The sequence below is a fragment of the Streptomyces lothianensis genome (genome assembly GCF_047779955.1).
Classification (GTDB): domain Bacteria; phylum Actinomycetota; class Actinomycetes; order Streptomycetales; family Streptomycetaceae; genus Streptomyces.
This window is the reverse complement of the sequence record NZ_JBLMKT010000074.1, coordinates 34,365-55,375: the sequence shown is the minus strand read 5'-3', so window position 1 is coordinate 55,375 and position 21,011 is coordinate 34,365. Positions and strand designations below refer to the sequence as shown.

At 71.8% G+C, this 21,011-nt stretch carries 19 protein-coding genes and 1 tRNA gene; 5 read left to right on the top strand and 15 right to left on the bottom strand.

Annotation, left to right across the window (positions count from 1 at the left end; translation table 11 throughout):
- Nucleotides 1–9: 9 nt before the first annotated feature.
- Together cobF and ACLF6P_RS25990 are read right to left on the bottom strand one after the other, a co-directional pair.
- The gene (gene cobF / locus ACLF6P_RS25995) at nt 10–774 is read right to left on the bottom strand and encodes a precorrin-6A synthase (deacetylating) (protein ID WP_415953431.1); all 765 of its coding nucleotides are present in this window, start codon (nt 772–774) and stop codon (nt 10–12) included.
- 4 nt (nt 775–778) lie between these two features.
- The gene (locus tag ACLF6P_RS25990) at nt 779–1,267 is read right to left on the bottom strand and encodes a DUF309 domain-containing protein (RefSeq protein ID WP_415953759.1); all 489 of its coding nucleotides are present in this window, start codon (nt 1,265–1,267) and stop codon (nt 779–781) included.
- A 111-nt stretch (nt 1,268–1,378) separates the two neighbouring features.
- Here ACLF6P_RS25990 and ACLF6P_RS25985 point away from each other — a divergent pair.
- A tRNA-Pro gene (locus ACLF6P_RS25985) sits at nt 1,379–1,452 on the top strand.
- A gap of 86 nt (nt 1,453–1,538) precedes the next feature.
- Here ACLF6P_RS25985 and araA read toward each other — a convergent pair.
- The 3 genes from araA to ACLF6P_RS25970 form a co-directional block, all read right to left on the bottom strand.
- Nucleotides 1,539–3,032, bottom strand: a complete 1,494-nt coding sequence (araA, locus tag ACLF6P_RS25980) for an L-arabinose isomerase (RefSeq protein WP_415953429.1) — start codon at nt 3,030–3,032, stop codon at nt 1,539–1,541.
- Between the two features lie 288 nt (nt 3,033–3,320).
- Nucleotides 3,321–5,012: a ribulokinase gene (gene araB / locus ACLF6P_RS25975; RefSeq protein WP_415953427.1), complete on the bottom strand. Its 1,692-nt coding sequence runs from the start codon at nt 5,010–5,012 to the stop codon at nt 3,321–3,323.
- A gap of 129 nt (nt 5,013–5,141) precedes the next feature.
- Nucleotides 5,142–6,128 carry a LacI family DNA-binding transcriptional regulator gene (locus tag ACLF6P_RS25970; RefSeq protein ID WP_415953757.1) on the bottom strand — a complete coding sequence of 329 codons (987 nt, stop codon included), beginning with the start codon at nt 6,126–6,128 and terminating at the stop codon, nt 5,142–5,144.
- A gap of 402 nt (nt 6,129–6,530) precedes the next feature.
- On the opposite strand from ACLF6P_RS25970, the gene ACLF6P_RS25965 reads away from it, so the two are divergent.
- From ACLF6P_RS25965 to yjfF, 4 genes are all read left to right on the top strand, one after another.
- On the top strand, nt 6,531–7,499 hold the full coding sequence (locus ACLF6P_RS25965) for an ABC transporter substrate-binding protein (RefSeq protein ID WP_415953755.1): 969 nt from the start codon (nt 6,531–6,533) through the stop codon (nt 7,497–7,499).
- 143 nt (nt 7,500–7,642) lie between these two features.
- Nucleotides 7,643–9,190: a sugar ABC transporter ATP-binding protein gene (locus ACLF6P_RS25960; RefSeq protein WP_415953426.1), complete on the top strand. Its 1,548-nt coding sequence runs from the start codon at nt 7,643–7,645 to the stop codon at nt 9,188–9,190.
- 14 nt (nt 9,191–9,204) lie between these two features.
- Nucleotides 9,205–10,218, top strand: a complete 1,014-nt coding sequence (locus ACLF6P_RS25955; RefSeq protein WP_415953424.1) for an ABC transporter permease — start codon at nt 9,205–9,207, stop codon at nt 10,216–10,218.
- Nucleotides 10,215–11,228, top strand: coding sequence for a galactofuranose ABC transporter, permease protein YjfF (yjfF, locus tag ACLF6P_RS25950; RefSeq protein WP_415953422.1), 1,014 nt, complete (start codon nt 10,215–10,217; stop codon nt 11,226–11,228). The genes ACLF6P_RS25955 and yjfF overlap by 4 nt, the downstream gene beginning before the upstream one ends.
- A gap of 144 nt (nt 11,229–11,372) precedes the next feature.
- Here yjfF and araD read toward each other — a convergent pair whose 3' ends face one another.
- The 10 genes from araD to ACLF6P_RS25900 all read right to left on the bottom strand — a co-directional run bounded on the left by araD (nt 11,373) and on the right by ACLF6P_RS25900 (nt 20,985).
- Nucleotides 11,373–12,098: an L-ribulose-5-phosphate 4-epimerase AraD gene (gene araD, locus ACLF6P_RS25945; protein ID WP_415953420.1), complete on the bottom strand. Its 726-nt coding sequence runs from the start codon at nt 12,096–12,098 to the stop codon at nt 11,373–11,375.
- A gap of 271 nt (nt 12,099–12,369) precedes the next feature.
- Nucleotides 12,370–13,563: a 4-hydroxybenzoate 3-monooxygenase gene (locus ACLF6P_RS25940; RefSeq protein ID WP_415953418.1), complete on the bottom strand. Its 1,194-nt coding sequence runs from the start codon at nt 13,561–13,563 to the stop codon at nt 12,370–12,372.
- 6 nt (nt 13,564–13,569) lie between these two features.
- Nucleotides 13,570–14,904, bottom strand: a complete 1,335-nt coding sequence (gene pcaDC / locus ACLF6P_RS25935) for a bifunctional 3-oxoadipate enol-lactonase/4-carboxymuconolactone decarboxylase PcaDC (RefSeq protein WP_415953417.1) — start codon at nt 14,902–14,904, stop codon at nt 13,570–13,572.
- Nucleotides 14,901–16,397 carry a 3-carboxy-cis,cis-muconate cycloisomerase gene (gene pcaB / locus ACLF6P_RS25930; protein WP_415953753.1) on the bottom strand — a complete coding sequence of 499 codons (1,497 nt, stop codon included), beginning with the start codon at nt 16,395–16,397 and terminating at the stop codon, nt 14,901–14,903. Before pcaB ends, pcaDC begins: the two co-directional genes overlap by 4 nt.
- A gap of 34 nt (nt 16,398–16,431) precedes the next feature.
- The gene (gene pcaG / locus ACLF6P_RS25925; RefSeq protein WP_415953751.1) at nt 16,432–17,010 is read right to left on the bottom strand and encodes a protocatechuate 3,4-dioxygenase subunit alpha; all 579 of its coding nucleotides are present in this window, start codon (nt 17,008–17,010) and stop codon (nt 16,432–16,434) included.
- 8 nt (nt 17,011–17,018) lie between these two features.
- Nucleotides 17,019–17,780: a protocatechuate 3,4-dioxygenase subunit beta gene (gene pcaH, locus ACLF6P_RS25920; RefSeq protein WP_415953416.1), complete on the bottom strand. Its 762-nt coding sequence runs from the start codon at nt 17,778–17,780 to the stop codon at nt 17,019–17,021.
- 65 nt (nt 17,781–17,845) lie between these two features.
- Entirely contained in the window at nt 17,846–19,051 is a 1,206-nt protein-coding gene (locus ACLF6P_RS25915; protein WP_415953749.1) for a thiolase family protein, read from the bottom strand.
- 2 nt (nt 19,052–19,053) lie between these two features.
- The gene (locus tag ACLF6P_RS25910; protein WP_415953414.1) at nt 19,054–19,698 is read right to left on the bottom strand and encodes a CoA transferase subunit B; all 645 of its coding nucleotides are present in this window, start codon (nt 19,696–19,698) and stop codon (nt 19,054–19,056) included.
- A gap of 37 nt (nt 19,699–19,735) precedes the next feature.
- Nucleotides 19,736–20,500, bottom strand: coding sequence for a CoA transferase subunit A (locus ACLF6P_RS25905; RefSeq protein WP_415953413.1), 765 nt, complete (start codon nt 20,498–20,500; stop codon nt 19,736–19,738).
- Nucleotides 20,501–20,517: 17 nt separating this feature from the next.
- Nucleotides 20,518–20,985, bottom strand: a complete 468-nt coding sequence (locus ACLF6P_RS25900) for a MaoC family dehydratase (RefSeq protein ID WP_415953412.1) — start codon at nt 20,983–20,985, stop codon at nt 20,518–20,520.
- Between the last annotated feature and the right edge of the window lie 26 nt (nt 20,986–21,011).

Genomic DNA, 21,011 nt, shown 5'->3' with positions numbered 1-21,011 from the left:
ACGCGGGTGTCAGTCGCGGCGGCGCAGCAGATACGTGTCCATGATCCAGCCCTTGCGCTCGCGCGCCTCGGCGCGCAACTCCTCGATCCGCGGCCCCGCTTCGGCGATCGGACCCGAGACGAGGATCTCGTCCGGCGTGCCGAGATAGGCACCCCAGTAGATCTCCAGATCCTCCTCGGCATACGCCCGGAAGCTCTGCCGGGAGTCGAGCATCACCACGACATCGTCGACCCCCTCGGGGAACCCCTCGGCGAGCCGCCGCCCGGTGGTGATCTGCACCGGGCGCGCCACCCGGTTGAGCCCGGTGCGGTGCTTGGCGACCAGCGCGGAGACGCTGCTGATCCCCGGCACGACGTCGTAGGTGAAGCCGACCTGCCCGCGCTCCAGGATCTCCTCCAGGATCCCCAGCGTGCTGTCGTACAGCGCCGGATCGCCCCAGACCAGGAACGCGCCGGTCTCGTCCTCTCCGAGCTCCTCGGTGATCAGCCGCTCGTAGATCCCGGCGCGGCGCGAGCGCCAGTCGTCCACCGCCGGGGCGTACGCACCACCGCTCGCCTTGCGGTCCCGCTCCGGGTCGCGCGCCGCCACCACCCGGTACGAGCCCTCGGGCAGGTGCTCGTCGAGCATGCCGCGGCGCAGATCGGTCAGGTCGGCCTTGACCTCCCCCTTGTCGAGCAGGAAGAAGACGTCCGTCGCCTTGAGCGCCTTGACGGCCTGCAGGGTCAGATGCTCGGGATCGCCCGCGCCGATTCCTATGACATGGATGCTTCGCACCCGGTCAGTCTGCCGTACGGCCCGCGCGCCCCGGCCGGTGCCTCAGCATGGGCGCCTCCCGCGAGGCGTTCACAGGCCCGCCACGCTCCACGCGGCCCGCCAACTCCTCGGCCCAGGCGGTCAGTCCGGCCCCGTCGATCCCGTACGGCGCATCGGCGAGCCCGAGCGTGCCCCGGCGCAGCAGCCGCGCACCGCCCTTCGCGTTGCCGCGCGCCGCATGGGTCAGGCCCACGGCGAGCTGGGCCAGCCCCCGCCACAGCGCCCGCTCGTCCTGTGGCCCGGACTTCCAGGCGTCCTCGAAGACCTCGTGCGCGTGGAAGGGCCTGCCCGCGGCCAGGAGCGCCTGTGCCTCGTCGAGCGTCTCCTGCGGGGAGCGCACCACGCCTTCCGGCTGCCGCTCGACGCCCTCGGCCCCGTAGGGCAACGGCCGGCCGAGCCCGTCGCGGGGCCGTGCGTTGCGCGCGCGTCCCTCCGTGTCGCGGTCACGGTCCATGGCCGGCCGCGGTCTTTGCTCCGTCACGCTTCGATTGTGGCGGGGTGGGGGCAACGGCGCAGGTCCGGGGTGATGTATTGTTCTTTTCCGTGAGCGCGGGAAACCGCGCGACGGGACGTGGCGCAGCTTGGTAGCGCACTTGACTGGGGGTCAAGGGGTCGCAGGTTCAAATCCTGTCGTCCCGACAGTGATGTCGGATCTTTGACAGGCGTGGGGCCATCCTTCGGGTGGCCCCACGCCTGTTCCTCGTCTGTCGGGGCGGGCGGGCGGCTCAGGACAGGCCCTGGGCCAGGCGGCGGTAGGCCTGGTTCCACGCCAGCCGGTCGGTGAAGTCGTCGGTGGTCGTCCCCTCGTCGATCAGTACCAGCTCGGTGTCGGTCATGCGGGCGAAGTCCCGCAGTACGGCCGATGCGGCGCGGGTCAGCACCGTGTGGTGCGGCCCGCCCGCGGTCAGCCAGCACTCCGCGGACGTGGACAGCGACGGACGCGGCCGCCACACCGCCCGGGCCACCGGCAGGCCGGGCAGCGGCTCGTCGGGGGCGGTCACCTCGATCTCGTTCGCCACCAGGCGGAACCGGTCGCCGAGATCGGCCAGGCCGACGACGGTGGCCGGGCCGGGCGACGCGTCGAAGACCAGTCGTACGGGGTCCTCCCGGCCACCGATGGACAGCGGGTGGATCTCGCAGGACGGCTGCCCGCCCGCGATCGTCGGGCAGACCTCCAGCATGTGCGCGCCCAGCACCTTCGGCTCTCCGGGACCGAAGTGGTAGGTGTAGTCCTCCATGAAGGAGGCCTCGGGGCCCATCGCCTTGGCGGCGGCCAGCAGAGCCGCGGTCTTCCAGTCGCCTTCGGCGCCGAAGCCGTAGCCCTCGGCCATCAGCCGCTGCACGGCCAGGCCGGGGAGCTGGCGCAGGCCGCCGAGGTCCTCGAAGTTGGTGGTGAAGGCGCCGAAGCCGCCTTCGGACAGGAACCGGCGCAGGGCCGCTTCGATGCGGGCGGCGTAGCGCAGCGATGCGTGGCGCTCACCGCCGCGCGCCAGTGCCGGTGCGAGCCGGTAGAGCTCGGCGTACTCGTCCACGAGCGGGTCGATGGCCGACTCGGCCACGCCGTCCACCAATTCGGCCAGGTCGGTGACGCCGTAGCTGTTGACACTGACCCCGAACCGCAGCTCCGCCTCCACCTTGTCGCCCTCGGTCACGGCGACATCGCGCATGTTGTCGCCGAAGCGGGCCACCCGAAGGGTGCGCAGCCGCCGGTGGCCGAGCGCGGCGGAGACCCAGCCGCCGATGCGCTCGGCCACCCGCGGGTCGGACACATGCCCGGCGACGGTCTTGCGGGCGACTCCGACCCGGGTCTGGATGTAGCCGAACTCCCGGTCGCCGTGGGCGGCCTGGTTGAGGTTCATGAAGTCCATGTCGATGGTGGACCAGGGCAGCGCCCGGTTGAGCTGGGTGTGCAGGTGGAGCAGTGGTTTGCGCAGTGCGTCAAGGCCGGAGATCCACATCTTCGCCGGGGAGAAGGTGTGCATCCAGGCGATCACTCCGACGCAGGCCGGGTCCGTGTTGGCCGCTTCCATGGTCTGCCGGATGCCGGCCGAGTCGGTCAGTACGGGCAGCCATACGATCTCGGCGCCGATCCGGCCGGAGTCGGCCAACAACCGCTGGATGGCCCGGGACTGGTCGGCCACCTGCTCCAGGGTCTCGGTGCCGTAAAGGTGCTGACTGCCGGTCAGGAACCAGACCTGTGGTTTGGCGACGGTCGTCATCGGTGATCCCCTCGTGGGCTGCTCGCCCGTAGTCGTGTCGTCATTGCTCGTGCCGTCGGTCCGTCATGCCGGTCCGTCATGCCGGTCCGTCATGCCGGTCCGTCATGCCGGGCCGTCATGCCGGTCCGTCACTCCGGGCCGTCCCGGTCAGGTCCGTCAGGGTTCGTCCCGGCCCGGCCTTCCGGTCCGGCATGCCACGGGTGCGGACTCCCGGCGACGGCCTCGCGGGAGGGCCCCGGCATGCCCGGGCCGTTGTCACCGTCCCCGGGCACGGGACTGCCGGTGTCGTTACTCGGCCCCGGCCCCGGCCCCGGCTCCGGTCGTGGCCCTGCGGGTCGCCGAGAGCCTGCGCAGCACGTCGTTGCCACCCCGGCCGAAGTGGTCGTGCAGCGTGAGGTATTCGGCGAACAGCCGCCGGTAGGCCTCGGCGTCGGCCCGGTTCGGCCGGTACTCCGCGCGCCGCACCGAGCCCATGGCCGCGGCGGCGGCGCGGATGTCGGGGTGCGCGCCGGCGGCGACCGCGGCGTGCAGCGCCGAGCCCAGGGCCGGGCCCTGGGCGGAGCCGATGACTGACAGCGGCATGTCCAGGACGTCGGCGTAGATCTGCATCAGCAGGGGGTTGCGCAGCAGGCCGCCTGCGACGATCAGTTCGGTGACGGGGACTCCGGCCTCCTGGAAGGCCCCGACGATCACCTTGGTGCCGAAGGCCGTGGCCTCGATCAGCGCCCGGTAGACGTCCTCGGCCCGGGTCGCCAGGGTCTGTCCGAGGACGGCGCCGGTCAGTTCGTGGTCCACCAGGACGGAGCGGTTGCCGCTGTGCCAGTCCAGCGCGATCAGTCCGTGCTCGCCGACGCGCTGGGCGGCGGCCAGTTCGGTGAGCAACTCGTGTACGCCGATGCCGCGTTCACGGGCCTGTTCGTGGTAGCGCGGCGGGACCTGATGGTCGGCGTACCAGCCGAGGATGTCGCCGACACCGCTCTGCCCGGCCTCGTAGCCCCACAGGCCGGGGACGATGCCGCCGTCCACGACCCCGCACATGCCGGGCACCTCGCGCAGCACGTCACCGCTCATCACATGGCAGGTGGAGGTGCCCATGATGGCCACCAGCTGGCCGGGGCCGACCGCTCCGGCGGCGGGGGCGGTGACATGGGCGTCCACGTTGCCGACCGCGACCGCGATGCCCTCGGGCAGGCCCGTCCAGGACGCGGCCGCAGCGCTGAGCCCACCCGCGCGGTCGCCGAGTGCGGCGATGGGCTGGTCGAGCTTGTCGGCCACGAAGTCCGCGAAGTCCGGGTTGAGTTCGGCCAGGAAGTCCGGTGACGGGTAACTGCCGTCCTGGCGGATTCCCTTGTAGCCGGCGGTGCAGGCGTTGCGCACGTACCGGCCGGTCAGTTGCCAGACGATCCAGTCCGCGGCTTCCACCCAGCGGTCCATCGCGGCGTAGATCTCCGGGGCCTCCTCGAGGACCTGGAGTCCCTTGGCGAACTCCCATTCGGAGGAGATCAGTCCGCCGTAGCGGGGCAGCCACTTCTCCTCGCGCCGCCGGGCGAGGTCGTTGATCCGGTTGGCCTGCGGCTGGGCGGCGTGGTGGCGCCAGAGCTTGACGTAGGCGTGCGGTTCGCCGGCGTACCCGGGCAGGTCGCACAGCGGTGTGCCGTCCGCCTGCACCGGCACCATCGTGCAGGCGGTGAAGTCGGTGCCGACGCCGATGACGCGTGCCGGGTCCACCCCGGCGTCGGCCATGGCGGCCGGGACGGCGGTGCGCAGCACGTCGAGGTAGTCCTCGGGGACCTGGAGCGCCCACCCGGGCGGCAGGTTTCGGCCCGTCGCGGGCAGGGCCCGGTCGAGCACCCCGTGCCGGTAGTCGTGCACACCGGTCCCGAGCTCGGCACCGTCGCGCACCCGGACCACCACCGCGCGGCCGGAAAGGGTACCGAAGTCGATCCCCACCACGAGCGGGTCGTCTGCTGCGTCGGCCATGAAGCCACCTCCGAAGTGATCAAGATCGGTTCGTGTTATCGCTAACAATTCAGGGAAGCGTCCAGCGGTCGTGCATCCTGGCCGGGGCGGGTCCGCGGCGGCCGATGCCCCACGGGTGCGGTCGCGGCGTCAGCGCGGCGGGGCCGCCACGCTCTCCCGCTCGACGAGGACGGGGGTGAGGATCCGGCGTTCGGGGCCGGTCTCCCCGGCGGAGATCCGTTTCAGCAGCAGGGTCAGGGTCTCGGTGGCCACCGCGTCGAAGTCCGGCCGGACCGTGGTCAGCGGCGGGCTGAAGTAGGCTGCCTCCGGCACGTCGTCGAAGCCTACGATGCTCACCTCGCCGGGTACCCGCCGGCCGTGCTCGGTCATCGCCCGTACGATGCCCAGCGCCAGGTGGTCGTTGGCGGCGAACACGGCGGTCACCTCGGGCATACGGCACAGCATCTGGCCGGCGCGGTAGCCCGCGGCGGCGCTCCAGTCGGCCGGGGTGACCGGCGGGATCTCCGCACCCGCCTCCTCCAGTGCCCGCCGCCATCCGCGCACCCGGCCGGCGGCGTCGAACCAGTCGGGCGGGCCCGAGACATGCCAGACCGTGTGGTGCCCCGCGTCCAGGAGGTGGCGGGTGGCGGCGTAGGCCCCTGCTTCCTGGTCCACGGTGACCAGCGGCGCCTCGCGCTCGGGGTCGCCGTCCACGGTCACCACGGGGACGTCGGCAGGTACCTCGGCCAGTGCCTCGCTCGCCGAGGCGGTGGGGGCTATGACCACGATCCCGGCCACCCGCTGGTCGCGGTGGTGTTCCACCGCGGCGGCGATGGAGGGCCGGTCCAGCACCTGCACGCGCCGCACGCTCACCGAGAAGCCCGCCGCTCCGGCGGCCAGTTCGAAGGCGGCGAGCAGTGAGGCCGGACCGTAGAGGGTGGAGTTCTGTGCCACCACGCCGATCAGTTGGGACCGCCCGGTGACCAGGGTGCGGGCCGCGCGGTTGGGCCGGTAGCCCAGTTCGTCGATGGCCGCCCGCACCCGCAGCCGGGTCTGCTCCCGGACGTTGGGATGCCCGTTGAGCACGCGGGAGACCGTCTGGTGCGAAACGCCCGCGAGGCGGGCGACATCCGTCATGGCCGGAGCGCGCGCCGCCTGGCCGCCCTCTGAGGTGCCTTCCACCGGTACTCCCTGAGACGACGGTGATCTTGCTCGGACCACCGATTGTGAACGGAAACCGCACCCTGCGGCCAACCGGTCCGGCAGGCGATCCAGCGCGCGGTCAAGGGGAGTCTACGCAGTCCGCAGGCCTTGCCGAGGGCTGGTTGTGAGCCCTGTCCGTTCCGGGTCCGATCGTAAGTGAGCGCTAACATAGCCCAGGCCTGCGCAGGTAACAACAATGCGAGATTGTCGTTTCCCAGGGGTTGACGCCCCAATTGTGAGCGCTCACTCTTGGACGCCAAAAGAGCTCGGGCCATCAAGCCCGCTGCCGCGGGTGCGGACGGGTGTCGACACGGAGGATGCGCAGTGTTCAAGAAGATGACCAAGGCCGTCGGTGCCCTCGCACTGCTGGCAACCCTGGCCGCCTGCGGCGGGACGGATTCCGGCTCTTCCGGCGGTGGTGGCGGCAAGGGCGACTCCTCGATCACCATGGGCTTCGCGCAGGTGGGTGCGGAGAGCGGGTGGCGGACCGCCAACACCAAGTCCATCCAGGACGCCGCCGAGTCCGCGGGCATCGAGCTGAAGTTCTCCGACGCGCAGCAGAAGCAGGAGAACCAGATCAAGGCCATCCGCTCGTTCATCCAGCAGAAGGTCGACGTCATCGCCTTCAGCCCGGTCGTGGAGACCGGCTGGGACGCGGTGCTCCTCGAGGCCCGGCGCGCCGACATCCCGGTGATCCTCACCGACCGCGCGGTGGACTCCGAGGACACCTCGCTGTACAAGACGTTCCTCGGCTCCGACTTCGTGGAGGAGGGCCGCAAGGCGGGCCGGTGGCTGGTGGAGAACTCCGAAGGCCCGGTCAAGGTGGTCGAGTTGCAGGGGACCACCGGTGCCGCGCCCGCCATCGACCGCAAGGAAGGCTTCGAGGAGGCCGTCGGCGAACGGTCCGACATCGAGATCGTGGCCACGCAGAGCGGTGACTTCACCCGCGTGGGTGGCAAGGAGGTCATGGAGGCGTTCCTGAACTCCACGCCGGACATCGACGTGGTGTACGCGCACAACGACGACATGGGCCTGGGTGCCATCGAGGCGATCAAGGCGGCCGGCAAGAAGCCGGGCGAGGACATCAGGATCATCACGGTCGACGCGGTCAAGGACGGCATGCAGGCGCTGGCCGACGGCGAGATCAACTTCATCGTGGAGTGCAACCCGATGCTCGGCGGTCAGCTGATGGATCTCGCCGAGAAGGTCGTGGCCGGCGAAGAGGTCCCGGAGCGGGTGGTCACCGAGGAGGCCACCTTCACCCCGGAGCAGGCCAAGGCCGTGCTCCCCGAGCGTCAGTACTGACACAGCGGCGACGTCGGTCCCCGCCCCGCCCTCTCCCCGCCCCGGCAGCCCTCCGGCTTCCCGGGGCGGCCCTCCGGCTCGCCCGGAGGTTTGGGCCGCGGTGGCGGGGATCACCGCACCCACCACGATCGAAAGTACGGGTCATGACCGAATCCACAGAGCACGAAGGCGCTCCGGTGGTCGACATGCGTGACGTCAGCGTCGAGTTCCCGGGCGTCAAGGCGCTCTCGGAGGTCGACTTCCGGCTCCTGCCCGGTGAAGTGCACGCCCTGATGGGCGAGAACGGCGCGGGCAAGTCCACCTTGATCAAGGCGCTGACCGGTGTGTACCGCACGAGCGCGGGGGCCGTCCGCCTCAACGGCGAGCCGGTCTCCTTCGCCGGTCCCGCGCAGGCACAGGAGGCGGGGATCAGCACCGTCTACCAGGAGGTCAACCTCTGCGCCAACCTGTCCGTGGCCGAGAACATCCTGCTCGGCCGCGAGCCGCGCCGCTTCGGCCGCATCGACGGCAAGGCCGTTCGGGCCGCCGCGGCCGAGCTCCTCGACCGCATCGGCCTGGACATCGATCCCGCGTCCCAGCTGGGCGACCACCCCATCGCGGTGCAGCAACTGGTGGCGATAGCGCGGGCCCTGGCCGTACAGGCGCAGGTGCTCGTCCTGGACGAGCCGACCTCCAGTCTGGACGCCGACGAGGTCGCCGAGCTCTTCCGGATCATCCGGGTGCTACGGGACGAAGGGACGGCGATCCTGTTCGTCTCCCACTTCATCGACCAGGTGTACGACATCGCCGACCGGATGACGGTCCTGCGCAACGGGCGGCTGGTCGGGGAGTACCTGCCGGCCCGGCTGAGCCGGCTGGACCTGGTCTCCGCGATGCTCGGCCGTGAACTGGGCACCCTGGAGGAGGTGCAGCGCCGGTCCGAACGCCACGTCCCGGGCACCCAGGCCCTGGTGCAGGCCCGCGGGCTGGGCCGGGCGGGCGCCGTCGAGCCGTTCGACCTGGACATCCACGCCGGCGAGGTGGTGGGCCTGGCCGGCCTGCTCGGGTCGGGCCGCACCGAGCTGGCCCGGCTGCTGTTCGGAGTGGACCGTCCGGACCACGGCACCCTGGCCATCGACGGCAAGCCCCTGCGCCCGCGCGGCCCGCGCTCGATGATCTCCCAGGGAGTCGCGTTCTGCTCGGAAGACCGCAAGGGCGAGGGCATCGTCGCGGACCTCAGCGTGCGCGACAACCTGGTGCTGGCCATGCAGGCCGCCCGGGGCTGGGCGCGTCCGGTGCCGCGGCGCACCGCCGAGTCATTGGTGCACGAGTACATCGAGAAGCTCGACATCCGTCCGGCCGACCCGGACGCCGTCATCGGGAACCTCTCCGGCGGCAATCAGCAGAAGGTGCTCCTCGCACGGTGGCTGGTGACCAGGCCCCGGCTGCTGATCCTGGACGAGCCGACCCGGGGCATCGATGTCGGTGCCAAGGCGCAGATCCAGAAGGTGGTGGCCGAGCTGGCCGCCGAGGGCATGGCGGTGGTGTTCATCTCCGCCGAACTGGAGGAAGTGGTACGTGTGTCGGACCGGGTCGTCGTGCTGCGCGACCGGCGCAAGGTGGCCGAACTCGACGGCCACGACGTGTCCGTCGAGGACGTGATGACCGCGATCGCCGCGCAGGCCGGACCGGTGGAGACGGTGGCGTCATGAAACACGGTGGCGTCATGAAGCGGGGACAACTGCTCTGGCCGCTGGCCGCACTGGTCGGCCTGCTGGTGCTCAACGTGATCGTCACCCCGTCCTTCCTGGACATCCGGTTGCAGGACGGTCATCTCTTCGGCAGTACGGTCGACATCCTGCGCAACGGGGCGCCGACGATGCTCATCGCCGTCGGCATGACCCTGGTGATCGCCACCCGCGGCATCGATCTGTCGGTGGGTGCGGTGGCCGCGATCGCGGGCGCGGTGGCCTGTACCTGGATCGCCGACGGCGGCAGCGCCCTCACCGCGATGCTGCTGGCGCTGAGCGCGTGCGTGCTGCTCGGGTTGTGGAACGGCTTCCTCATCTCCGTCCTGGGGATCCAGCCGATCATCGCGACCCTGGTGCTGATGACCGCGGGGCGCGGTGTGGCGATGCTGCTCACCGAGGGGCAGATCATCACCGTCAACGACTCGGCGTACAGCAGGATCGGGGCGGGATTCCTGGTGCTGCCCGTGGCCATCCTGATCAGCCTCGCCGTGCTGGGCGGCGCCGCCCTGCTGACCCGGCGCTCCGCGCTGGGGATGCTGATCGAGTCCGTCGGGGTCAACCCGGAGGCCAGCAGGCTGGCGGGGGTCCGCTCGCGCACCATCATCTGGACGGTCTACGTCTTCGCCGCGCTGTGCGCCGGGGTGGCGGGCCTGATGATCAGCTCCAACGTCAATGCCGCCGATGCCAACAGCGCCGGACTGTGGATCGAGATGGACGCCATCCTCGCCGTGGTCATCGGCGGGACCTCCCTGGCGGGCGGCCGGTACTCGCTGGCCGGGACCCTGGTCGGGGCCCTGGTCATCCAGACCCTGACCACGACGGTGTACACCGTCGGGGTCCCCACCAACGTCACCCTGGTGTTCAAGGCACTGGTGGTGATCGCCGTATCGCTGCTCCAGTCGCCGCGCACCGCCTCCGTGCTGAGCCGGCGGCGGCGTGCCAGGACCTCCGTCTCCGTTCCCCGACCGCAGAAGGCGGGTGCCCGATGAGCGTTTCGGCTCCCTCGCGTTTTCCCGGACGCCTGGTCCGGATCCCCCTTCCGCAGCGCTTCCTGCCCGCGGTCGCCACCTTCGCGGTCTTCGTGGTCACCTTCGGCATCGGTTCGTTCCGCTACGAGGGCTTCGCCTCCGGACAGGTGGTGGCGAACCTGTTCGTGGACAACGCGTTTCTCATCGTCCTTGCGGTCGGGATGACCTTCGTCATCCTCACCGGGGGGATCGACCTGTCCGTCGGTGCGGTCGCCGCGCTGTCCACCATGATCGCCGCTGCCACCCTCCAGGCCGGCTGGCCGCCGGCGGCGGCGGTGCTCGCCGTGCTGGCGGCGGGCAGCACCCTGGGGCTGCTGATGGGGCTGGTCATCCACTACTTCGATGTCCAGCCCTTCATCGTCACCCTGGCCGGGATGTTCCTCGCCCGCGGCCTGTGCTTCCTGATCAGCGTGGAATCGGTGTCCATCCAGGACTCGGTCTTCCGCGACCTGGCGACCTCCACCATCGCGCTGCCCGGTGGCATCGTGGTGACCTGGAGCGTGGTCATCGCTTTGGTGGTGGTGGCCGCCGCGATGTATGTGCTGCATCTGACGCGCTTCGGCCGCACCGTGTACGCGGTGGGCGGCAGCGAGTCCTCGGCCCGGCTGATGGGCCTGGCCACCGGCCGGACCAAGGTCGGCGTGTACGTGGTGAGCGGCTTCTGCTCGGCGCTCGGCGGCCTGCTGTTCAGCCTCTACATGCTCTCCGGCTACGGACTGCACGCGGTCGGCATGGAACTGGACGTCATCGCCGCCGTGGTGATCGGCGGAACCCTGCTGGCCGGCGGCTTCGGCTATGTGGCGGGCTCGGTGGCCGGGGTGCTGGTGCTCGGCACCGTGCAGACTCTGATCTCCTTCGAGGGCACCCTCAGCTCGTGGTGGACGAAGATCGTCATCGGGGTGCTGCTGCTGGTGTTCATCGTGCTGCAACGCCTGATCGTCCGGAAGCCCTCCGGGCACGCCGGCCCATAGGGCCCGTCCGGCGGCACGATGCGTCGGACGGGCCGACGGGCCCGGCCACTGCATGACGGCACCGGCCACCACCGGGCCCGGCTCCCGCGGGAACACGCGGGAGCCGGGCCCGATGCGGTGGCCTGGGGAGGCGTCGTGGGACGGTCAGTCGCGGAGGTCGGCCTGGGGGTTGCCGTAGTAGGCGTCAGGTCCGTGTTTGCGGGTGTAGTGCCGGTCGAGGAGATGACGTGGCGGAGTGGCGGGCGGAGCCAGCTCCATGGTGCGCAGGGCCATTTCGGCCACGGCTTCGCAGATCACCGCGTGCTCGAAGGACGCGCGGGCTCCGCTGCCCCAGGTGAAGGGGCCATGACGGGAGACCAGGGCCGCGGGAACCTCGGTGGCGCGGCGGTCGTCGTTCTCCAGGAGGTCCACGATGACGCGGCCGGTGTTGTACTCGTAGTCCTTGGCGCACTGTTCGGGCGTCAGGTCGGACGTGCAGGGCACCGGACCGTTGAACGTGTCGGCGTGGGTGGTGCCGAGCACGGGGATGCCCCGGCGGGCCTGGGCGAAGGCCACCGCATGGGTGGAATGGGTGTGCGTGACACCGCCTATGGAAGGAAAGGCCAGATACAGGCAGCGGTGTGTCTCCGTGTCGGTGGAGGGGCGGAGCTCGCCGTCCACCACGGCGCCGTCCGACAGCCGGACGGTGACCAGGTCCCGTGCCGTGAGCCGGTCGTAGGAGACGCCGGAAGGCTTGATGACGAACACCCCTGCCTCGCGATCCACGCCGCTGACGTTGCCCCACGTCAGAGTGGCCAGCCCGGCTCCGGGAATGGCGAGGTTGGCCTCGAGCACCTCCTGGCGCAGGGCGTCCGGGACGGTGGCGATCATCCTGTGGTTCCTTTCCTCAGGCGGCAGAGTCTGTTATCGCTAACAACTGAAGAAGCGAAAGATTCGGGATGGATAGCTGCGATTCGCGAGTATGGGTCATGTGTGCGCTAACAACAAGAGGGTCGAGAGCGCGCCGCCGAGCGGGGACGTTCCGGAGAGATCCCAAACGGCCCGCTCGCTGTCGGGACGGGACGGGGCGGGATGAGGCGGGATGAGGCGGGATGGGTGGGGCCACGAGGGGGCCGGAAGCGACCGGGAGGGACCGGGACGGTCAGAACCGGTCCGTGGTGGTGCCGGTGTAGTTCTGCGCCAGCTCGGCGGCGGCGTGCGGTGACTGGGCGATGCGGTCCAGTTGGGCGAGCTGCAGACGGTCGTCGAAGGAGGACCGGCCGGGTGGGGTGTGCAGGGTGGTGGTCATGAAGTACGAGAAGTGCTCGGCCCGCCAGACCCGGCGCAGGCAGGTGTCCGAGTAGGCGTCCAGCGGGGCGGAGGTGCCGTTCCCGTACAGCTGCGCGAAGGCCTCGGCCAGCACCGTGACGTCGGAGGCGGCGAGGTTGAGCCCCTTGGCCCCCGTCGGCGGAACGATGTGGGCCGCGTCGCCGGCCAGCAGGATGCGGCCGTATCGCATCGGCTCGGTGACCGAACTGCGCATGGGCAGCACGGACTTGGCCGTGATGGGGCCGCGGTTCAGTCGCCAGTCGCCGTCCGCACCCAGCCTGAGGTCCAGCTCGTCCCAGATCCGCCGGTCCGTCCAGGCCGCCGGGTCCTCGCCGTTGGGGACCTGCAGGTAGAGGCGGCTGACCTCGGGCGAGCGCATGCTCGCGAGGGCGAAGCCGTGCTCGGAACGGGCGTAGATCAGCTCGTCGTAGACGGGCGGGGCCTCGGCGAGGACGCCGAGCCAGGAGTACGGGTAGGTCCGTTCGTGGACGCGGGTGGCGTCGGCCGGGACGGCGCGGCGGACCACGCCGTGGTAGCCGTCGCAGCCGACGACGTAGTCGCAGGTGAGGACGTGGTCCTGGCCCTGGTGGGTGTAGTGGACGGCGGGCCGTTCGGTGGCGGCCTGCTCGACGGCGTGGACCGGCGCGTCGAAGTACAGGGGCGGGCCGTCCGTGAGCTGGAGCGCGATGAGGTCCTTGACGACCTCTGTCTGGGCGTACACCCACACCCGGCTGCCACCGGTGAGGGAGGGGAAGTCGACGCGGTGCCTGCGGCCGGCGAAACGGAGTTCTATCCCGTCGTGCGGGATGCCCTCGCGGTGCAGCCGGTCGGCGGCCCCGGCCGCGCGGAGGGTGTCGACGGTGCTCTGCTCCAGGATGCCCGCGCGCTGACGCTGTTCGACGTAGGCACGGTCGCGGCTCTCCAGGACGACACAGTCGACTCCGGCCCGGTGCAGCAGCCGGGCGAGGAGCAGGCCGGACGGCCCGGCGCCGACGATGGCGACCTGGGTGTGGCGGGGACGGGTCATCTGTTCTCACTCCTCGGTGAGGTTCTCGTCCAGGACCTGCTGGGCGATGGCGAAGGCGGAATTGGCGGCAGGGACACCGCAGTAGACGGCGGTCTGCAGGAGCACCTCGCCGATCTCGTCCGCGGTCAGTCCGTTGGTGAGCGCCGCGCGGACGTGCAGGGCGAGCTCGGCGTGGTGGCCGTGGGCGACCAGGGCGGTGAGGGTGATGCAGCTGCGGGTGCGCCGGTCGAGTCCGGGGCGGGTCCAGATCTCGCCCCACGCGTAGCGGGTGATGAGGTCCTGGAAGGCGGCGGTGAACGGGCTGGTACGGGCGACGGACCGGTCGACGTGCGCGTCGCCGAGCACGGCCCGCCGGACCGACTCGCCCGCCGCGCGTACCGATTCACCTTCGCCCGCCGCACGGACCGATCCGCCCGCCGCGCTGTCTCCGATGGCCGAGGAGCCCGACTCGCCTGCTGCGTGCGCTCCTTCGTCGCCGAAGTGGGTGAGCAGGGCCGCCGTCACGGCATCGGGCCGGTCGACTCCGGCGAGGTGCGCGGCGCGCGGAATCTCCGTGAGCGCGGCACCGGGGATGCCGTCGGCGAGTTCCCGGGCGTGGGCGGGCGGCGTCGCGGGGTCGTCGCGGCCGGCGATGACCAGGGTGGGTGCGGTGACTCGGGACAGCTCCGCGCGCAGGTCGTACGAGGCGAGCGCGTCGCAGCAGGCCGCGTAGCCGTGCGGGTCGGCGGCGCCCAGGTCGCTCAGGAGCGCCTTGCCGGCGCGCGTTCCGGCGCGGGAGCTGTCCGCGAACCAGCGTTGTGCCGAGGCGTCCACGAGGTGCACGGTGCCCTCCGCCCGTACCCGCGCGGCACGCTGCCGCCAGGGGGCGGGGTCGCCGAAGCGGGCGGAGGAGCAGACGAGCGCCAGGGAGGAGACACGCTCGGGGTGGTGCGCGGCGATGTGGGCGCCGATCGCGCCGCCCAGCGAGATCCCCGCGTAGTGGAAGGTGTCCCAGCCGAGGTGGTCCGCGAGGGCGAGTACGCAGGTGGCCAGGTCGCCGACCGTGGTGGGATCGGTGCTTTCGGCGGCAGCGCTGCCTTCGGCCGGGCCGGTGGCCGTGATCAGCTCGCCGGAACCGGAACCACAACCGGAACCGGAACCGGGGCCGGGGCCGGGACCGGGGCCGGGACCGGGGGAGGCCCCGTGGCCGGGCAGGTCGAATCGGAGCACGCGATGACGACGGGTGAGGGCGCTGAGCTGGGGCTCCCAGACGGCCAGTGAGGTGCCGAGCGAGGGGCCGAGGATCAGCGGCGTGCCGCGGTCCGGGCCGTCGAACCGATGATGGAGCTGCAGCTGGGTCATGGGCGTTCCTCGGCGGGGTCGGTGAGGGCGCGGTCCACGAGCAGCGGGGCGCAGCCCAGGTAGCGCTCCGGAGCGCTGAGGCCGGGCCAGAACGACTGCGGGAGGTGGGCCAGTTCGGGCATCGCACGCAGGCGGTCGGTGAGCGGTGCCTTTCCGTGCCCGGCCGGTGCGGCGGCCTCGCGGTCCAGTGCACGTGTGCCCGGCTCCGTGCCGGCGTCGCAGCCGACCGGGCGCGGGTCGGCCTGCCCACCGGCTTCGCCGTCGGCCTGCCCACCGGCTTCGCCGTCGGCCTGGGGAGCGGCTGTCTGCGCGGCGGCCCGGGCGACGAGGGCGCGTGCCCTCGCCGCACCCACGTGGGGTGCGAGCGCGAGGGCCACGCGCTCCGAGACGATCAGGCCGTCGGTGTGCGCGAGGTTGCCGCGCATCCGGGCGGGATCCGGGCGCAGACCCGCCACCAGCGCGGCGGCGCAGCGGGCGGCGCCGCCGGTCAGGCGCAGGGCCTCGCGCAGGGTCCCCCACTCGGCGTGCCAGGCTCCGGCCGGTCGTTCGTCCTCGGCGGCGAGCGATTCGAACAGCACGGAGGCAAGGGCGGGCACCTGGCGCGCGGCCGAGGCGATCAGTACGGCGGAGACCGGATTGGCCTTGTGCGGCATGGCGGAGGATCCGCCGCCCGATTCCTCGCGCACCTCCGCGACCTCGGTCCGGGCCATGACGAGCACATCGGCGGCGAGCTTGCCGAGCGCCCCGGCCGTGAAGGCGAGGGCTCCGGCGAGATCGGCCACCGGCGTACGCAGGGTGTGCCACGGCAGTACGGGTTCGGCGAGGCCGGTCTCGTCCGCGTAGGCGGCCATGAGTTCCAGGGCCGTGCCCGGATCGGACAGCTCGGTGAACGCGGCGAGCGTACCGGCCGCGCCGCCCAACTGGGCCGGGAGCCCGTCCCGTACACACGTGAGTCTGCGCACCGCGTCGGTGGCGAGGCGGTGCCAGCCGGCTGCCTTGAGCCCGAATGTCGTGGGCACCGCGTGCTGGGTGAGGGTACGGGCGGGCATCGGGGTGTCCCGGTGCGCCCGTGCCAGGCCGGCCAGCGTGGCGGCAGCGCGGTCCAGATCGGCCACCACGAGGGCGAGGGCACGGCGGGCGACCAGCATGGCGGCCGTGTCGAGGATGTCCTGGCTGGTGGCACCGCGGTGCACATGCTCGGCCGCCACCGGACCCACCGCCGCCCGCAGGGCGGTGACCAGGGGGACGACCGGGTTGCCGCCCTGGCGGGCCTGGACCGCGAGGTCCCCGAGGCGGTAACGCGAGGCGTCGGCGGCCGCGTCGACGGCCGCCGCGGCGGACGCCGGTGCGAGGCCGAGGCGCGCCTGGGCGCGGGTGAGTGCCGCTTCGGCGTCCAGCATGCCCTGGAGGAACGCGAGGTCACCGGTGGCACGCTCGGCGGGCGAACCCGCCCGTACCGGGGCGAGCAGCCCGAGGTCGGCGCCGTCCAGCAGGCCGGAGAGGTCAGCGGCGGTCTCGGCGCGGTTCTCATCGAAGTTCAAGGAACACCGTCTCCTCCTCGCCCTGCAGACGGATGTCGAACCGGTACAGCCGGTCCCCGTCCCGCGCCGCGAGCAGCGTCGCGCGACGCTCCGGCGGCAGGGCGCCGAGCACCGGGTCGGCGGCGAGTGCGGCGGCGTGCTCGGGCAGGTGGATGCGGGTGTGCAGGTGGTGGAGCAGCCCACGGGCGAAGACGACGACCGCCAGGCAGGGGACGGCCCCCTCGGCGTGCGCGCCGGGCGGGAACGTCCGCACGGACCAGTGCCCGTCCGTGCCCGTCGCCACCCGGCCGTATCCGGTGAAGTGGACGCCGTCACGGCCCGCCGCCCGGCCGGTGACCGGGTCGTGCCGCAGTGAACCGGGCGCTCCCGCGGTCGAACCGGTCGGGTCGGCCTGCCAGATCTCGACGAGCGCGTCGGGCACCGGCGCCCCGGCGCCGTCGTACACGAAGCCGTGCACGGTGATCGCCTCCGGGTGTCCGGCGGGGGCGATGTCACCGCCACCGGGAAACGGCAGGGCATAGCCGTAGAAGGGGCCGACGGTCTGGGAGGGCGTGGGCGGCAGCATCGGGCGCATCAGTCGCGTCCTTCCTCGCACCAGGTGGCCGACGGCCCGTCGAGGACGATGTCCCAGCGATAGCCGAGTGACCGTTCCGGCACGGACAGGTCGTGGTCGTACGTGGCGACGAGCCGCTCGCGCGCGGCCTGTTCGGTGACGGACTGCAGGATCGGATCGTGGGCGAACAGCGGATCGCCGGGGAAGTACATCTGGGTCACGAGCCGCTGGGTGAACGCCTCTCCGAACAGGGAGAAGTGGATGTGCGCGGGCCGCCAGGCGCCCTGGTGGTTGCGCCAGGGGTAGGCGCCGGGCCTGATGGTGGTGAAGGAGTAGGTGCCGTCGTCGTCGGTCAGGCAGCGGCCGGAACCGGTGAAGTTCGGGTCGAGCGGCGCAGGGTGCCGGTCGAGCCGGTGTGCGTACCGGCCGGAGGCGTTGGCCTGCCATATCTCCACCAGCTGGCCGCGCACGGGGCGCCCACGCCGGTCGAGCACCCGCCCGGTGACGGTGATGCGCTCGCCGAGCGGTTCCCCCGGGTGCTGCGCGGTGAGATCCCGGTCCAGGGCGGTCACGTCGGCGTCCCCGAAGACCGGTCCGCTCAGCTCCACCGCCTCCGGGTCCTTGAGCACGACAGGCGGCTGTACGGGGTGGCGGAGCGCGCTGCTGCGGTACGGAGGGAAGTCGCGCGGCGGGTGGTCGGGGGACGTGGCCGCCGCCTGGGCCAGGGCCACGGCGGCGTCGACCTCCCGCTGTGTCATGTTCTCCGGGAGGAGTCTTGTCATGCCTTCCTCAGCTTTCGTCGGGGGTTTTCGCCGGCCTTCACATGCTTCTCGGCGGTGGTCACGGGTCAGCGTTCGAGTACGAGGGCGAGGCCCTGGCCGACGCCGACGCAAAGAGCGGCCACACCCGTACCCGAACCCCTGCGGGCCAGCTGATGGGCGACCGTCCCGACGAGGCGGGCACCGGAGGCCCCGAGCGGATGTCCGAGGGCCAGGGCACCGCCGAGCGGGTTGAGCACGCCCGGGTCGAACTCGGGCCATTCGGCGAGGCAGCCGAGTACCTGGGCGGCGAACGCCTCGTTGAGTTCCAGGACGCCCAGGTCGTCGAAACCGCGCCCGGCCTTGCGCAGCGCCCGGTGGACTGCCTCGACGGGGCCGAGTCCGAAGTAGTGCGGCTCGATCGCCGTGACCGCACTTGCTCCGATCCGGGCGAGGGGCTCGCGTCCGCAGTGCCTCAGTCCCTGCTCGTCGGTGAGGAGCAGGGCGGCGGCGCCGTCGTTGAGCGGTGAGGCGTTGCCCGCCGTGACCGTGCCCCCTTCCGTACGGAACACGGGCGCGAGCCTCGCCATCGAGCCGGCGGAGGCGTCCTCACGTACGCACTCGTCATCCGCGACCAGGACGGGATCGCCGCCGCGGCGCGCCGGGAGCGGGACGGGGGCGATCTCTGCGGCGAACCGGCCCGCGGCCCGCGCGGTGCTCGCCTTGCGGTGCGAGGAGAGCGCGAAGGCGTCCTGCTGTTCGCGGGTGATGCCGTGCTTGTCGGCGACGAGTTCGGCCGACTCGCCGAGCGGGACGGTCCACCGCGGCTCCATCGCGGGGTTGACCATGCGCCAGCCGAGCGTCGTGGAGTACATCTCGGTGTGTCCCGCCGGGAAGGCGCGCTCCGGTTTCGGCAGCACCCAGGGGGCCCGGGACATGGACTCCACACCGCCGGCCACGGCGATCGAGGCGTCCCCGCAGGCGATGGCCCTGGCGGCCTGGATCACGGCCTCGAGGCCGCCTGCGCACAGCCGGTTCACCGTGACACCGGGGAGCGTCACCGGCAGGCCGGCGAGGAGGGCGGCCATCCGGGCGACGTTGCGGTTCTCCTCCCCGGCGCCGTTGGCGTTGCCCAGGTACACGTCGTCGATCCGCGCGGGGTCCAGGGCCGGTGTGCGTGCGGACAACTCCCGCAGCGTGTGCGCCGCGAGGTCGTCGGGGCGCACGGAGGCCAGGGCGCCCCCGTACCGGCCGAACGGGGTGCGGACGGCGTCGACGACGTAGACGGTGCGCAGGGTCATCGCAGCTCCCGGGGAATGCGGACCTCGGCGGCCGTGGCGGCCAGGATCCCTGCCGTGCTCACACCGGGGGCGCATTCGACCAGCGCCAGTCCGCCGTCGGTCACGTCCAGGACGCCGAGATCGGTGATGATGCGCTCGACGCAGGCCCTGCCGGTCAGCGGGAGGTCGCAGGCGTCCACGATCTTCGGGCTGCCGTCCTTGGCCGTGTGGGTCATGGTGACGATCACCCGGCGCGCCCCGTGGACGAGGTCCATCGCGCCGCCGATCCCGGTGACCGTCTTCCCGGGCACCGCCCAGTTGGCCAGGTCTCCACCCGCGGAGACCTGCATGGCGCCGAGCACCGCCGTGTCGATGTGGCCGCCGCGGATCACGCCGAAGGACAGGGCGGAGTCGAAGTACGAGGCGCCGGGCAGCACGGTGACCGTCTCCTTGCCCGCGTTGATCAGGTCGGGATCGACGTCTCCCTCGCACGGGTACGGGCCGGTGCCCAGGATCCCGTTCTCGGAGTGCAACACCACCTCGACCCCGGCGGGCAGATGGTCGGGGATCAGCGTCGGCAGTCCGATCCCCAGGTTGACGTACTCGCCGTCGCGCAGCTCACGGGCCGCGCGCGCGGCCATCTCCTCGCGTGTCCAGGCCATCAGTGCGGCGCCTTTCGTGTTTCGCGGATCCGGGCCATCAGCCCCGCGCCTTTCGTGTGGTGCGCTTCTCGACGCTCTTGTCGGCGGCCTGCTCCGGGGTGAGCGCGATGACGCGCTGGACGAAGACACCGGGGACGTGCACGGCGTCCGGGTCGAGTTCGCCGGGTTCGACGAGTTTCTCCACCTCGGCGATCGTGACGCGGCCCGCCTGGGCGGCCAGCGGATTGAAGTTGCGGGCGGACTTGGCGAAGGCGAGGTTGCCGTGCCGGTCCCCGACAGCGGCGCGTACGAGTGCGAAGTCGGTGCGGATGGCGTGTTCGAGCACGTACTCGACACCGTCGAAGACCCGTACCTCCTTGGCGGGTGAGGCCACCGCGACGCCTCCCGCACCGTCGTAGCGCCAGGGCAGCCCGCCGTCGGCCACCAGGGTGCCGATGCCCGCCGGGGTGTAGAAGGCGGGGATTCCGGCGCCTCCGGCCCGCAGGCGTTCGGCGAGAGTGCCCTGCGGGATCAGCTCCAGCTCCAGTTCCCCGGCCAGGTACTGGCGCTCGAACTCCTTGTTCGCGCCGATGTACGATCCGGTCACGCGGGCGATCCGGCGCTGCGCGAGGAGCGTGGCGAGACCCTCGCCGTTCGCACCGCAGTTGTTGGAGACGACCCGCAGCCCGCTCGTGCCCTGCTCGGCCAGCGCCTGGATGAGGACCTTCGGCACTCCGCTCAGCCCGAAACCGCCCACCGCGAGGGATGCGCCGTCGGGTATGTCCGCCACCGCCTGTGCGGCGGTGGCCACGACCTTGTCCATGGTGTCCCGGTGTCCCCTCAGGCGTAGTGGCGGTAGACCGCCTGGGCCACACAGGCCGGCTTCTCGCTGCCCTCGACCTCGATGGTGAACGTGAGCGGCATCTGCACGCCGTCGCCCTTGATCTCCTCAACGGTGCCGACCGTGCCGTGCAGGCGGATCTTCGCGCCGACGCGGACGGGGCTGGGGAAACGCACCTTGTCCAGACCGTAGTTGACGCTCATGGAGATGCCGGTGATGTCCAGGAGCTCGCCGAACATCGGGATGATGAGGGAGAGCGTGAGGTAGCCGTGCGCGATGGTCCCGCCGAAGGGGCCGGTCCCTGCCCTCTCGGGGTCGGTGTGGATCCACTGGTGGTCGCCGGTGGCGTCGGCGAAGGTGTTCACCCTGTCCTGGGTGATCTCCCGCCAGTCGGTGCGGCCGAGATCGGCTCCGCTGAGGGAGAGGAGGGCGTCGAGGCCGTCGGCGGTGGTGGTGGCGGTGGGCATGGTGGTCGGGTCCTTTCGTCGGTACG